This is a genomic window from Synechococcus sp. W55.2 (assembly GCF_047461635.1).
Classification (GTDB): domain Bacteria; phylum Cyanobacteriota; class Cyanobacteriia; order Thermostichales; family Thermostichaceae; genus Thermostichus.
In genome coordinates, this window is record NZ_JANSHM010000012.1 from 37,285 (window position 1) to 51,468 (window position 14,184).

Annotated in this window: 15 protein-coding genes; 4 read left to right on the forward strand and 11 right to left on the reverse strand. The window is 58.2% G+C overall.

Annotation, left to right across the window (positions count from 1 at the left end; genetic code table 11):
* Positions 1-275: 275 nt before the first annotated feature.
* Positions 276-1,709 (forward strand): 1-acyl-sn-glycerol-3-phosphate acyltransferase, encoded by a 1,434-nt coding sequence (locus tag NW828_RS04365; RefSeq protein WP_414381867.1) that lies wholly within the window; start codon positions 276-278, stop codon positions 1,707-1,709.
* 83 nt (positions 1,710-1,792) lie between these two features.
* Here NW828_RS04365 and NW828_RS04370 read toward each other — a convergent pair whose 3' ends face one another.
* The 7 genes from NW828_RS04370 to psbE form a co-directional block, all read right to left on the reverse strand.
* Entirely contained in the window at positions 1,793-2,059 is a 267-nt protein-coding gene (locus NW828_RS04370; RefSeq protein ID WP_414381870.1) for an ARPP-1 family domain-containing protein, read from the reverse strand.
* Between the two features lie 303 nt (positions 2,060-2,362).
* Positions 2,363-2,476, reverse strand: coding sequence for a photosystem I reaction center subunit VIII (locus NW828_RS04375; protein ID WP_011433114.1), 114 nt, complete (start codon positions 2,474-2,476; stop codon positions 2,363-2,365).
* A 38-nt stretch (positions 2,477-2,514) separates the two neighbouring features.
* A complete protein-coding gene (locus NW828_RS04380; RefSeq protein WP_011433113.1) occupies positions 2,515-2,985 on the reverse strand; it encodes a photosystem I reaction center protein subunit XI in 471 nt (156 codons plus the stop codon).
* A 526-nt stretch (positions 2,986-3,511) separates the two neighbouring features.
* Complete coding sequence (locus NW828_RS04385; protein ID WP_011433112.1) at positions 3,512-3,631, reverse strand: photosystem II reaction center protein J; 120 nt, start codon at positions 3,629-3,631, stop codon at positions 3,512-3,514.
* 141 nt (positions 3,632-3,772) lie between these two features.
* Positions 3,773-3,898, reverse strand: coding sequence for a photosystem II reaction center protein L (locus NW828_RS04390; RefSeq protein WP_011433111.1), 126 nt, complete (start codon positions 3,896-3,898; stop codon positions 3,773-3,775).
* Positions 3,899-3,903: 5 nt separating this feature from the next.
* Positions 3,904-4,035, reverse strand: a complete 132-nt coding sequence (gene psbF / locus NW828_RS04395; RefSeq protein ID WP_011433110.1) for a cytochrome b559 subunit beta — start codon at positions 4,033-4,035, stop codon at positions 3,904-3,906.
* A 76-nt stretch (positions 4,036-4,111) separates the two neighbouring features.
* Entirely contained in the window at positions 4,112-4,357 is a 246-nt protein-coding gene (psbE, locus tag NW828_RS04400) for a cytochrome b559 subunit alpha (protein ID WP_011433109.1), read from the reverse strand.
* 309 nt (positions 4,358-4,666) lie between these two features.
* Here psbE and NW828_RS04405 point away from each other — a divergent pair, with 309 nt between their 5' ends.
* Complete coding sequence (locus NW828_RS04405) at positions 4,667-6,358, forward strand: S-layer homology domain-containing protein (RefSeq protein WP_414381873.1); 1,692 nt, start codon at positions 4,667-4,669, stop codon at positions 6,356-6,358.
* An 18-nt stretch (positions 6,359-6,376) separates the two neighbouring features.
* Here the strand turns inward: NW828_RS04405 and NW828_RS04410 are convergent, their stop codons facing one another.
* A complete protein-coding gene (locus NW828_RS04410) occupies positions 6,377-8,104 on the reverse strand; it encodes an HD domain-containing protein (protein WP_414381875.1) in 1,728 nt (575 codons plus the stop codon).
* Positions 8,105-8,311: 207 nt separating this feature from the next.
* Here NW828_RS04410 and thrS point away from each other — a divergent pair, with 207 nt between their 5' ends.
* Together thrS and NW828_RS04420 are read left to right on the forward strand one after the other, a co-directional pair.
* Entirely contained in the window at positions 8,312-10,123 is a 1,812-nt protein-coding gene (thrS, locus tag NW828_RS04415; protein WP_414381877.1) for a threonine--tRNA ligase, read from the forward strand.
* Between the two features lie 113 nt (positions 10,124-10,236).
* Positions 10,237-10,560, forward strand: a complete 324-nt coding sequence (locus tag NW828_RS04420) for a sugar ABC transporter ATP-binding protein (RefSeq protein ID WP_414381879.1) — start codon at positions 10,237-10,239, stop codon at positions 10,558-10,560.
* Here NW828_RS04420 and malQ read toward each other — a convergent pair.
* From malQ to pyrE, 3 genes are all read right to left on the reverse strand, one after another.
* Positions 10,557-12,158, reverse strand: a complete 1,602-nt coding sequence (gene malQ / locus NW828_RS04425) for a 4-alpha-glucanotransferase (protein ID WP_414381882.1) — start codon at positions 12,156-12,158, stop codon at positions 10,557-10,559. The two genes, NW828_RS04420 and malQ, sit on opposite strands and share 4 nt — an antisense overlap.
* 146 nt (positions 12,159-12,304) lie before the next feature.
* On the reverse strand, positions 12,305-13,177 hold the full coding sequence (locus NW828_RS04430) for a polysaccharide deacetylase family protein (RefSeq protein WP_414381885.1): 873 nt from the start codon (positions 13,175-13,177) through the stop codon (positions 12,305-12,307).
* Positions 13,178-13,217: 40 nt separating this feature from the next.
* The gene (pyrE, locus tag NW828_RS04435; protein ID WP_414381887.1) at positions 13,218-13,835 is read right to left on the reverse strand and encodes an orotate phosphoribosyltransferase; all 618 of its coding nucleotides are present in this window, start codon (positions 13,833-13,835) and stop codon (positions 13,218-13,220) included.
* Positions 13,836-14,184 lie beyond the last annotated feature (349 nt).

A 14,184-nucleotide genomic window follows, 5' to 3' on the forward strand; every position in this document is an offset into this window, starting at 1 on the left:
TAAAGGGCACGACATGGCCACGATTCCCAACTCTCATCTCCCCTTGTGAGAGAGGGGTCGGGGGCTTGAGGAGAGTAGAGAGCGGTTGCGCCGACGGCGTGGGGTCTCAGGGGAAGGATCTCAATCATTGATATTGTTGATATTGATTATTGATTGAGAATGGCTGCATATCCAGTGATCTCTGTAGCGACTTGATGAATAATCTGAGCGATGGGATATGAATCTGATTTGCGTTTAACTACACTTCTTCTCTTGAGCTACCTTGGGAACAAATCTTGCTCTTGTCACCACCGCCCCATTTTGCCCGTCCTCCCCTCGACTTTATTCCGCCCGCCTATAGCGCCTGGGTGCTACGGCTCGTCCACGGGATCCTGCCCCTGCTCTTGCGGGTGAGGGTGCGGCGCTGGCTTCCTTCCGGCATTGCCAAAATCGAGGCCACAGGGGCGGAGATCTTGGCGCGGCTCTACCACCAGTTCCAGGAGGGTCAAATTCGCCTAGTCCTGGCTTTCCGACATGTGGAGGTGGATGACCCGCTGGTGGGCCTGTACGTTCTATCTCGCCTGGTGCCCGAAGCCGCCCGTCGACAAGGGATCCGCCTTCGAGAACCCCTTCACGCCCATTTTCTCTACGACCGGGGCATGCCCCTCTGGGGAGGGGAATGGCTGGGGTGGCTGTTGTCTCGCCTGGGCGGGATCCCTATACGCCGCGGTCGGAGGGTGGATCGGGTGGCGCTAAAGGCGGCCCGGCAACTGCTCCTGGATGGGCAATTTCCCTTTGCAATCGCCCCAGAAGGAGCCACCAACGGCCACAGCGAACGGATCAATCCCCTGGAACCGGGAATGGCTCAGCTGTGCTTTTGGTGCGCCGAGGACCTGGCCAAAGCTGGTCGCTCAGAGACCGTCATTTTGCTGCCCATTGGCATTCGGTACTACTACACGGATCCCTCCTGGACGAAGCTGGAGCGCCTGCTGGCGCGCCTTGAGCACCTGAGTGGGTTGACGCCTCCGAAGCCAGAGCCAAGATCCTCCAGGAGCCCCAACCTTCGCTACACCCAGCGGATCTGCCGCCTAGCCCAGCATCTCCTGGGACAACTGGAAGCTTTCTACGACCTACCTCCCTTCATCTCTGGGAGAGATGAAGAAGAACCACGGATAGAGCAGAGGCTAGCCCCTGGCCACTTTAACGCTCGCCTGGAGCGGCTGCTCCACAGAGCCCTGGAAACCGCAGAGACCTACTTTGGCCTATCTCCCCAGGGGGATTGGAACAGCCGCTGCCGCCGCATTGAAGAAGTCGCCTGGATCCAGATTTACCGAGAAGAATTGCGGCATCCTGGATCCCTGTCTCCCCTGCAGCGGGGGTTGCTCGACTGGAAAGCCCACCAGGCAACGCTCTACCTGCAGCACATGCGCTTGGTGGAAAGCTGTGTAGCCGTCCAGGAAGAGTATTTGCTGAGCAAACCCTCTTTTGAGCGGCTGGCAGAAACTGCCCTCATTCTATTTGATGTGCTGGCCCGCCTTCGAGGGGAATCCTACCCAGCCCGCCCTCGCCTAGGCTGGCGGGGGGTTCACGTGACCGTCGGGGATCCCATCTCCGTTAGCGAGCGGTTAGAGCGGTATTGCCGAGGCCGCCAGGAAGCCAAACAGGCGGTGACCGAGCTAACTCAGGATGTTTTTTCTTTCCAATTTCTTTCTTTTTCTTCCAATTTCTAGGGATCCCCCAAAGGGGGAACCAGCTTAGGTGAGAAGCCTGGCACTACTGCCGAGAGACTGCTGAAAGATAAACCACCTTCCCGTCATGGAACAGAGCTGAGCCTTGGTCGCCCCGCTGGGACTCTGCTCGGTACTCCCAGCAGCAATAGGAACTCACTGTGGTTTTCCACAGCCAGGTAGGGCACTGCTCCAGCCTCGCTCACCTCGGTGATGGTTGCTTCCTGGGTTTGCAGTTCTGGAAGGCGATAGGCAACTTCCTGCTCCCCCTGAGAAAAGAGAGGGAAAACCTGGAAACTGCCCTCTTGAATGGGATCCCCAATACGCAGGGTTGGAAAGCTAAGGCTGGCCATCGACTCCTCCTTCTCGTTGAAGTTGCAAGGGTGTTGCGGAAGCTGCCCTTCCCCTTGTTGGCTTGGGATCAGCTCGCCGGATCCTGCTCCAATCTAAAGTCCTTTGGAAATGCTCCCTTCCTAAAAAAAAGAGGTGAGGGGACAGCCTTCGCCTTTCGGGACTCTGGTAGCGCGGATGGAAATCATCCTGACCAAAAGAGAGGGATCCCTTTTTTGGGATCCCTGCCTCAATATCTGGGGTTGATCTCTAGCCTGAAATAATTGAAATTAATCAGCACTAGTGAGTATCAAAGCACTCCGGGACTAGTCCCGCTCAATGTACAAAAAAAGCACTGCCATGCCCACTGCAGGAAGCAGCCAACCAACAATGGGGATAAAAATCCAAGGAAGATAAGCAGCAGCGTAAGAACCGGTCATGATTTTGCTCCTCTCAAGTGACTTGACAAACTTGACAACTAATTCACCAGCCCTCGAAAGATGGCGTCGATCCCGGCAAAGTTCTCCAGCAGGAAATAGGCAGCGAACACGCCACCCATACCTCCCAAGAAAAATCCTGCCGTCAGATCCCCCCAACCCCGAGCTGTAGCCAGAGGAGCGGCCCCCGGTGTTTCCGGCTTGTTTCCGAAGGTAACGCTGCCATAGGCCGACATGCAGGCGGTTCCCAGCAGCACAATCGCCATCGCCGTAACCAGCCCGCCTAAGTTAGCTGCCTCAGGGTAATCCCGCAGCGGCCCCAGCACAATTTCTGGCCCTACCAAGAAATAGCCATGGGCCAGCCCAATTTCTAGACCCCGCAACAGCGGCGATAAGCCAGGACGGTTGATGGGAAGATTGTTGATAAACAGACGGGTGACAGGAGAATCGCTGATGGGCGTCGAAAGATGCCCCTCGCAGGGATCGTCGTTAAAGGTGCGAATGTAATCCATGTCCGAAAGTCCTGCCTGGAATTTTGCGATTCATTCTACGGGGCCTAAGTTACCTTCTCGGCAACTGCCATCCGGATCGTTAAAAAAGTTCATGCTCGCTTAACACAGAGATAGCTCTTCTAAATAAGTTTGAGACATAAGTTTGAGACATTCCCTCGCAGAACCTGTCCTCAGCAATTCGCGCTCTTGCCCATGATCCCTGACCTGCTAACGCGAACTTCACCCTCTCCAGGGGGAGAAGAGAGAAGTCCAGATTCACCGCCTGGTTGTAACCAGTTGTGAGGAATAGCGGCAGCTTTTTCGGACTGTGTATTGAGTATTAAGTTGAGTATTAAGGTCTGCAATGAAGTGGGATCCCTGCTGGGCAAGGGATCGATATTGCGCTGTGGTAGGTAGCCCCGAAAAAAGTGGTAGATACACTGGCCATGGGTCAACAAAGCCTAACTGAATTCGGCTAGGTCGTAAAAACCATGGGACCCTTTACCCCTACCTATTGGGGGCTACTACCAGACCGAAAACCTCAAACCTACAGACTAGAGCCTAGGCCCACATAGGAGCCATAGAAAAAGAGCCCAACTACCGTGATCACACCCAAACCGGCAACCACAGCCACTATCCACAAAGGGATCCTTGCTTGACTGGTCATAGCAACTGGTCTCCAAAAAAGACAGAACTAGCAGCAATTACATTCTCAGTAAACTTAGCAAAGGGGAGCAAGGGCTAGCCAAAAGCCAGCATTGTCCCCTGCGCTCTTTCCCAACTCCAAGAGCAGAGTGGGATCCTGGCCTCAGTTGAGAAAGTAGCTGGAGAACAACAGCCCAACCACAAACACCAGCAGCAAACCCAGGTAAAGGGAAGTGCGGTTTAGCTCCACCGGTTGGGAGTTGGGATTCCTTTCGGGTTGATCAGCCATTGGGTTCACCGTTGAATAAACTGCATTGCAGCAATAGCTCCCAAGAAGAAAACAGTTGGGATCGCCAAGGTATGTACCGCCAGCCAACGGACGGTAAAAACAGGGTAAAAAACGGGTTCATCAGATTTAGTGGCCATAGATATCACCCTACGCAAAAAGCTCAATCAACTTACAAATTGCAACAACGAATAGTCCACTTGCCCACAGCCACCCTTAGCGAGTCAGCCTCTCCAGCTCCTCCAGAGCATTGAAGCGATCGCTAACGATCGGCAACTCCTGGCGCTCTGCCGTGAAATACTCATTGGGGCGCGGGGTGCCAAAAATATCATAGGCCAGGCCAGTGCTCACAAAAAGCCAGCCTGCCAAAAACAAAGCGGGAATGGTCAGGGCGTGAATAACCCAGTAGCGGACACTGGTAATGATATCGACAAAAGGTCGCTCTCCGGTGCTGCCAGCCATGAAACTCCTCCCTAGGGTAGGGGCAAAAGTGCTTTCTGAACTTTCTGAGTCTATAACACAATGATAAGGATTTGGATGCACAACTACAAGTTACGAGACCCTTGCTTAGGCCCTTTGCTGTCAAGCCGGATCCCGTCTTGCATAGGTAAAATCTCCTAAGGGATCCCTGCGGCGAACCTTCTTACCCGAGTTTTCAGAATCTCACTGCCAAAGGGCGCAATCCCAAGGGGCATCGAGGGCTTGAGGATGGGGCGGAAGTTTGAGATAAGCTGGCCCTGAGGGGATGTTGTTGGAACAGGAGTGACAGCTATGCGGTGCTCGTGGCCCCTAGCTCTGAGCTTGTGTTGGACGCTGGGCTGGTCGGGTGTCAGCTTGCCGGCTTGGTCCCAAGGGGTGGAGCAGCAAGCCTCGCTGGCCTGGACCGACCCCTACGTGGCGGCTCTGGAACGTCAGACAGATGTGGTGATCACCCAAGAACCCCTGTCAGCCACCCTGACCCGTCTGGAATTGGCCCAGTGGCTGACGGAGTTTTTCGGCTACATTCCCAATCCCAACCAGGTGCAGGAGATTCGCGACCTGGAGCCCAACACCCCCGACTATTGGACTGCCCAAGCCGTGCTGCAGGCGGGGGCCATGCGCCTATACGAGGGCAACGAGTTTCGCCCGCAAGGGGATATCACCCACCTGGAAGCCCTGGCCATTTTGGTGCGGGCTCTGCAATTGCCTGCTCCCACCCAGGCCGACATTGAGCGCTGGATGGCTCTGTACACCGATGCGGCTGATGTGCCGGAGGTAGGGCGGGCTTTTGTGGCCATGGCAGGCGAGGCGGGGCTGCTGGTGAATGTGCCGGATCCGGCCCGTCTTCAGCCCAATCGCGTGCTGAGGCGAGCAGAAGGGGCAGTGTTGTTGCATCAGGCCCTGGTGTATCGCGGTCAGCTTCCGCCCTTGCCACCCCCTGTGGCCCAGTTGCGTCCTTCCCCGGCTCCGGTGGCCGAGACTGTCCAACCCGAAATCTTCCAAACGCGGATCACTCCCGAGGGAGGAAGTGTTCCTGCAGGGGGAACCTTGACCATTGAAGCGCAGGCCACTCCCAACGGCAGGGCTACGGTTGATATCGGCGGCGTGGTTCAGGGTCTGCCGATGCAGGAGGTGCAGCCCGGCTACTACCGCGCAGTTTATAGCCTTGGTCCTCAGGATGCCGTCTTTGGCCCCGACATCAGTATTCAGTTGACCCTCAATGGCGTCAGTACCCGCGTTCAACGGCGGCTACCTCAACTGGCCTTGGGCAATGTCGCTCCCCCGCCGGTGGAGTCGGTGTTTCCGCCCCCGGCTCCTCTGCCGCAGCCGTCCCCTGCCCCTTTGACTGCAGCCGGCAATCGCTATCCGCGCATTGAGGCCATTCGCTTGGATCCCCAGCGCGACTTGGTGGAAGGGGACATTCTCACCATTGCCATTTGGGGGGAATCTGGAGGGATCGCCCAGTTTGATCTGGGGAATCTGGCCCTGAACCAGCCGATGCGGGAGGTACGACCCAACCACTACGAAGGCACCTACGTGGTAGCCCCCACCCACCAGGCCAACAATCCCACCTTGAGGATTGTGCTCACCAAGGACGGCCTCAGCCAGGAACATCGGGAGATTTTTCCTTTTTCCATCGATGGCTCCAGAGGAACCCGCTCCACCATTCAGCCGGTTTCCGCACCCGTCGCCACGGGACTGCCCCAGATTTTCAGTGTCACCACCAACAGCACCAATCTGCGCATGGGAGAAATTCTCAAAGTCACCATGCGAGGGGATCCGGGGGGGCGGGCTGCTTTTCGGATTGTTGGGGTAACGCCGGAAGTCGAAATGCGGGAGGTGGCGCCGGGCCTATACGAAACCCAGCAGCAGTTGCCCTTCAACATGCAGCCGGTCAACAACGGCATCATCGAGGTGATTTTGCAAAGAGGGGGCCAAAAGACCACCCAAACCAGCCCCTCGCCCATTACCATCGCCCCTTAGCTAGGATCCCCGAGAAGGCTAAACTGCTGCCTCAAAGGGATCGGCGCTGCGCTGGATCTGGGTAGAGAGCTTGGGGATTACCTGCAGGTTGAACTGTTGCTCGAAGACTTTTTTCTTCTCGTTTAAGCTCCACAACTCTAGGGCACAGTCGTCCTTGGGATGCCTGGGATCCAAAATCAACTCCATGCGGCGGGGGCCTTCTCCCAGGAGCTGAAAACGGCAGTGCAGGGCTTGAATGGCCTGCAGGCGGCGGCGATCCAAAGCACAGGCTATGCGCAGCAGGGGGCTCAGTTCCAGCACCACTTGGCGATCCCGCTCGTCGCTGAGGCGCTGGAAGTTCTCGTGCTTCTTCTTGGGGGGCGACTTGCGGTGGTAGCGGGCCAAGTTGGCGATCACCTCCACCTCTTCTTCGTTGAAGCCCAAGAGTTCTCCATGGCGGATCAGGTAGTAGGAGTGCTTGTGGTGGGCGGCATGGCTGATGAAGTGGCCGCAGTTGTGCAGCATGGCCGCCGCCCAGAGAAGAGCCCGCTCCCGGGATCCCCAACCATGCAACAGGCCGCGGGTCTGGTCGAAGAGGCTGAGGGCAAATTCGGCCACCCGCTCGGCATAGGGGATCTCCACCTGGTATTTTTCCGCCAACTTGAGGACGCTGCGCCGCCGCACCGAGCTGTGGTAGCGCAGCCGATCCTCAATCAGCCCTTGGCCGATCATCCAGTCCACGATCAGCCCTTCCCGCAAAGCCCGTTCGCAAAATTGAACCCGCTCTACCCCCAGCAGGCTCATCACTTCCTCTAGGATCAGGGCGCCGGCTAGGATGATCTCCCCCCGCCTTTCCCCCAGGCCGGGCAGCTTTTGCCGTTCGGCCACCGTGAGGGATCGCAGCTCTTTGATGTAGCCGCGCAAGGCTTCCAGGCTGAACTCATACCCCTGCAGGCGATGGGGGAGAGCGCCCAACCGACGGCGGGCATCCCACTGGGCCAGGCACTCGACGGTGCCAGAGGTGCCCACCAAAGGCAGGGATCCCTGTTGTTGTGAAGAGGCAAGGATCCGCTTCATCTGCTCGATGGGGGATTCCAGCATGCCGCGGATGTGCTGGCGCAGGGCTTGCAGTTCGGCAGAAGTGGGCGGGTCGTGTTGCAAAAAAGCCTGGGTCAGACGCACTGCCCCTACCTTGACGCTGCGCAGAAACTCCGGCTCTTGGCCATTGCCCAAAATCAGCTCGGTGGAGCCGCCACCAATATCCACCACCGCGTGCAGCCGGTTGTGGAACTCCATCGCCGAGAGCACCCCCAGGTAGATGCGGCGGGCCTCTTCCTGCCCCGAGATCAACTCCACCCGCAGGCCCAGCTCCCGTTCAATCCGCTTCAAAAACTCCGGCCCATTGGGGGCCTCGCGCACAGCACTGGTAGCCACGGCAACAATATCCTGCACCTGAAAGCTCTCAGCAATGCGGCAAAACCGCTCCAGAGCCGTCCGGGCCCGTTCCATAGCTGCAGGCGTGAGGGCGCCCGTCTGGTTGCAGTATTCCCCCAGCCGCACGGTGGCTTTTTCGCGGGAGATGATGGTGAAGCTGGGGATACGGGGATTGATGCGCACCACCACCATGTGGAGAGAGTTGCTGCCCACATCGATGGCCGCCAGAACGGGGGCCGCCCAAGATTCAGAACGAGAAGCCGGGCTGGTTTCGGAAACTGGGGAAGCAGAGGTGACAGAGCGTTCCGTGAAGTTGGTGGGCGAAGAGATCATGGCTCGGGTAAGGGGGTCAACCCCTTTAGGATACTGTGTACTTTCCCCCCTTGTTCCGGGCCGAGTCGTGAGGTGAGGTTCGCGGTTGACTCGGCAAACAGGGGAATTGATTAGCTGGGGATCCCTGCCGTTCTCGCCCCAGCCTAAGATAGGGACACGGATATCCATTTCTTCACTGTTCTTTCTTTGTTGTCGAAGCAGGTTCCGATGTCTCAGCCAGCCGAATCACCTCAGAAGGCCAACAGCACCCTCAAACTGCTGCGCACTCACGAGTCTCCCCAACTGGAGCGCATCCGCCACACCACTTCCCATGTCCTGGCTATGGCGGTGCAAAAGCTGTTTCCCAAGGCCCAGGTGACCATCGGCCCCACAACCGACTACGGCTTCTACTACGATTTTGACCATCCCGAGCCCTTCACGCCGGAAGATCTGGATCGCATCAAAAAAGAGATGCAGGCAATCATCAAAAAGGGCCTGCCGGTGATCCGCGAGGAGGTGAGCCGTGAAGAGGCCAGGCGCCGCATCGAAGCCCTCGGAGAACCCTACAAGCTGGAGATCTTGGACAGCATTCCCGAAGGAGAGGTCATCAGCATTTATCACTTGGGGGATGAATGGTGGGATCTCTGTGCTGGCCCCCACGTGGAAAACACCCGAGATCTCAACCCCAGAGCCTTTGATTTGCTCAGTGTGGCCGGCGCTTATTGGCGGGGGGATGAAACCAAGCCGCAGCTCCAACGCATCTACGGCACCGCCTGGGAGACCCCAGAGGAGCTGAAAGAATACAAACGGCGGCTGGAAGAAGCCAAACGGCGGGATCACCGCAAGCTGGGCAAAGAACTGGGCCTATTTTTGTTTTCGGATGAGGTGGGGCCGGGGCTGCCTCTCTGGACACCCAAGGGCACCATTCTGCGCTCGGTGCTGGAGGATTTTCTCAAGCAGGAGCAGCTCAAGCGGGGCTACCTGCCGGTGGTTACCCCTCATATTGCCCGTGTGGACTTGTTCAAGATCTCCGGCCACTGGCAAAAGTACCGGGAAGATATGTTCCCCATGATGGCGGAGAATGAGCAGGCGCGTGCGGCTGAACAGGGCTTTGTCATGAAGCCGATGAATTGTCCTTTTCACATCCAAATCTACAAATCCGAGCTGCGATCCTACCGCGATTTGCCCCTACGGTATGCCGAATTCGGCACCGTCTATCGCTATGAGCAATCGGGGGAATTGGGAGGTCTGACGCGAGTGCGTGGCTTCACGGTGGACGATGCCCATTTGTTTGTTCGCCCCGATCAATTGGAGGAGGAGTTTCTTAAGGTTGTCGATCTCATTTTGGTGGTCTTCGACAAGCTTAAACTCAGAGATTTTCGCGCCCGCCTCAGCTTCCGCGATCCCAAGTCGGACAAATATCTGGGATCCCCTGAGGACTGGGACAGGGCCGAGAATGCCATCCGTCGCGCTGTAGAGAAGCTCTCGATGCCCCATTTTGAAGGGATCGGCGAAGCAGCCTTCTATGGGCCAAAGCTGGATTTTATTTTCCGCGACGCCCTGGATCGGGAGTGGCAACTGGGCACGGTGCAGGTGGATTACCAAAACCCACAGCGCTTTGATCTGCAATACGTAGCTGAGGACGGATCCCGGCAACGCCCGGTGATGATCCACCGCGCTCCCTTTGGCTCGCTGGAGCGGCTGATTGGGATCCTCATCGAAGAATACGCTGGGGATTTTCCCTTCTGGCTGGCCCCGGAACAGGTGCGCATTTTGCCCGTTTCCGACCAATACCTGGGCTACGCCCTCCAGGTGCGGGATCAGCTGCGGGAGCACGGGATCCGCGTCCACATCGATGCCGACAGCGATCGTTTGCCGAAGAAAATCCGCAATGCCGAGAAGGCCCGGATCCCCTTCATGCTGATCGTGGGGGAACAGGAACAGGCGGCAGGAACGGTGAGCGTGCGCCAGCGCCATGGACAGGAGCTGGGATCCCTGACGGTGGCAGACTTCCTGGATCAGGTGCAGGCGCTCAACTAGCCGGTTGCGGCAATGGAGGGCAGTGGAGTTTTCAGAACTTGAGGATCCCAGATGCCGGGGAGCTCAAGAAAGGGCCTGAATGTCCCTTTCTAAAGAAAAGCCAGCCGACGGCCGTGTTGACGGCCCGCCGCTATTCTGGCGGCAATGCCCAGAAGATCGTTGTGGGGCGGGAGCTTTCCTGTGGATCCAAGGTGCTGGTGGCTGCCCAACCGACGCGGGGGGTGGATGTGGGGGCCATCGAGGCCATTCATCGGCGCATCCTGCAGGCGCGGGATCAGGGCATGGGGGTGCTGCTGGTGTCGGCGGATTTGAATGAGGTGATCAGCTTGTCGGATCGCATTTTGGTGATCCATGAGGGCCACCTGGTGGGAGAACTCACGCCTGAAGAGGCCACCGAAGAGCAGCTAGGGCTGCTGATGGGCGGGATCCAGCATTAGACGAGGCCGGGGGCAGCTTGAGAAGATCCTGCCGCCCGTTCTTGGGCTAGGGCTGCTCGCCGTTGTTCCAACTCTTGAGGAGAGATGCGCCCGTAGGTGACGCTCATCTCGGCCAGCCGCTGGATCATGTTCTGCCGCAGCATGTCCTCGCGGTAGCGCCAGGCCCAGTTGTTCTCGGTGGTGCCGGGGAAGTTCATGCGCGCCTCTGCCCCCAGCCCCATCACATCCTGCAGGGGAATGATGGCCAGGTCGGCTACGGAAGCAAGGGCTAGGCGAATGAGATCCCAATGGATGCCCTCGGATCCCTGGCAGCCCAAATAGCGCAGCAGGTTTTGTTTTTCCCACTCCGAGCGATCCGGGTCATTAAACCAACCCACCACCGTGTTGTTGTCGTGGGTGCCGGTGTAAACGACAAAGTTGCGCTCATAGGCATGGGGCAAATAGGGGTTATCGGGCCCAGAGCCGAAGGCAAAGAGCAACACCTTCATGCCGGGCAAGCCAAATTGATCCCGCAGTTGCAACACCTCCGGCGTAATGTCTCCCAGATCTTCGGCAATCACCGGGATTTCCCCCAACTTGTCGGCCAGGGTCTGAAAGAAATCTGCCCCCGGCCCTTTTTGCCACTCCCCTTCCACAGCCGTTTCTGCATCGCCTGGAATGGCCCAGTAGCTCTCGAAGCCGCGAAAGTGGTCGATGCGCACACAGTCCACCTGCTTGAGGATGGCCTGGATGCGCCGGATCCACCAGTCGTAGCCGCGAGCCTTGAGCACCTCCCAGTTGTAGAGGGGGTTACCCCAGCGTTGCCCAGTAGGGCTGAAATAGTCGGGCGGCACACCGGCTACCTGCAAGGGCTGTCCCCGTTCATCCAGGTGAAACAGCTCCCGGTTGGCCCACACGTCGGCACTGTTGGGGGCAACGTAGATGGGCACATCCCCAATGAGCCGCACTTGATGCCGATGAGCATACTCCCTTAGGGATCCCCACTGCTGGGCAAACAGATACTGCCAAAACATCTGCTCGGTAATGGCATCGGCATAGCGATCGCGAGCCTCTTGCAAAGCCGGCGGATCCCGTCGCACCAAGGCCGGATCCCATTGGTTCCACTCTTGCTCGCCGTACACATCCTTGAGGGCCATGAACAGGGCATAGTCGGGCAACCAATCGGCTTCGGCAGCACAATAGGCTTGGAAGGCTTCCCAGTCGGCGGCGGACGCTTTTTCTTTGAAGGTTGCCCAGGCGCGGTGTAGCAGGCCCAGCTTGAAGGGGATCACGGTTTCGTAGTCCACCCGGCCCCTATCTCCCGCCTGGATGGCCGGCCATTGGGGCAGATCCTGCCAACTGTTGGGATCCAGCCAACCGGCCCCCACCAATAGCTCCGGGCTGATGAGAAGCGGGTTGCCGGCAATGGAGGAAAAGCTCATGTAGGGGGAGTTGCCCCAGCCGGTCGGCCCAAGAGGAAGAACCTGCCAGAGGCGTTGGCCGCTCTCCACCAGAAAGTCCACAAAGCGATAAGCCGATGGCCCCAGATCGCCGATACCAAATGGCCCCGGTAGCGAGGTGGGGTGCAAGAGGATCCCACTGAGTCTGCCCATGCGCATGGCCAAGCCCTTTTGCTGAAGGTGGCTTCACCGCCTATGCTGTCACTTCCAGAGCCACGATGAACAGCTCCAGACAAGACAAAATCGGCACAAAGCCAAAAGACCCCCTTTTCCGCCCTGGCCAGGGATCCGGAACTGGGATCCTGTCAGGCCATCTCAGGCGCAGGGCAGGCTTGGGCATACCAGTCATAGAGGCCATCCCCGGTGGTGAGCCAAGTATGAGGGCGAGATTGGATGTGCTGCAAGGCTTTTTTTAGGGATCCCATCCGCAGCGGCTGCCCAACGATGAAGGGGTGCAGGCCAATGGCCATGATGCGGGGGGAGCGTTCCCCATCCTGCCAGAGTTGATCAAACTGGTCGATGAGGGCTTGGGCAAAGTCTTCTGCCGACAGGCGGGCGCTGAGGCAGAGGCTGATGTCGTTGGCCTCCAGGGTGTAAGGGATCCCCAAGAGGGGGCCGGCGGCAGTTGGGAACCAGTAGGGTTGGTCGTCGTTTACCCAGTCGGTGGTGTAGCGGATCCCGGCAGCCTTGAGCAGGTCAAAGGTGTTCTCGCTAACGGAAAACCCCGGTGTCAGCCAGCCCCAGGGTCGGGATCCGGAAACCTTCTCCAAAAGGGACAAGCTGCGCTCGATCAGCTCTTGTTCGGCTTCGCGGGCCAGGCCGCTGTGGCCGGTAGAGTTGTTCCAGCCGTGGGCCAACACCGACCAGCCGTATTGGCGGATCCCTTCAATGATGGGGGGGTAAAGCTGCACCATTTCTGCATTCAAGGCCGCCGTCACCGGGATCCCCAGCTCGGCAAACAGCTCAAACAGGCGCCAAATGCCCACCCGGTTGCCGTAGTCCCGCCAGCCATAGTTGGCGATCTCAGGGGAGCTGGTGAGATGGGGTTGAATGGCTGTGCCCAGCTTGCCAAAGGTGAAGTGCTCGATGTTCATCACCACATACACGGCCACCCGCGCCCGATGCGGTAGGCTCGGCAGATTTCGGCTGGGCAGAGCTGAGTAGGCAGGGGGCAGCATGTCCGCTCTCCAAAGCTTTGATGCTCACCAAGGGGGCAGGCTAGTCCTTTGATTTTCCTGAGGTCAAGGCCCGATGGCAAGCCTGCACTTCTGGAAGGGTGAATAGGCGACGAAAGGCGATCCCTGCTTCGCGGCAGCGATCTTCTGCCCCTTCCAGCCGATCCACCAAAGCGAGGATCCCTTCCGCCCGATAGCCGGCTGCCCGCACCCGCTCTACCGCCTTCAAGGCAGAACTGCCGGTGGTCACCACATCTTCCAGGATCCACACCCGACTGCCTGCCGGCAACTCCGGCCCCTCGATCCAGGCTTGCGTGCCGTGCCCCTTGGGCTCTTTGCGCACGATTAGGGCGGCTAGGTTGGCAGGCTCAGCCCTCAGGGAGGCCAAACTCACCGCCGTCACCAAGGGATCCGCTCCCAGCGTCATCCCAGCCACTGCTTCGGTTTCGGGAGGCAACAGCCGGTGCAGCAGGGATCCCACCCAATAAGCTCCTTGGGGGTGAAGGGTAACCGGTTTGCAGTTGATGTAGTAGGGGCTCTTCTGTCCAGAAGTGAGGGTAAAGGAGCCTTCTCGGTAGGCCAGTTGGGCAAGGAGGTACAACAGTTTCTCCCGCGCTGCCTCTGGGGAAAGGGTCAGGGGAGAGCAATCGAGCAGCAACACAGCAGGGATCCCCTTGGTTCAATGGCTGGCCAGAAAGAGCACTCAGGACATTTTATTATCCGGCGAATCTCCACAGAATCCAGTCTCCCCTTTTCCGGCTTTGCGGGAGGGATCCCTGTCCCACAAAAGATACGCCTGTGTTGGCTGGGGTCGATGTTGCTAAAAAAAGCTGTAGCCTGCTGGATACCTGAAAATCTGTTCAAACAACCACCTGGGGCATCATTTGCTCAACCAACAGAAGCAACGTGTTGGCAACAGAAGATGGCTCTTGAGCATTCAAAGTGGTGTGGGGAATCGCGCCATCTTGATTCCCCAAAATTAACAAAATGTCTTCTGGATCCCAGGCATT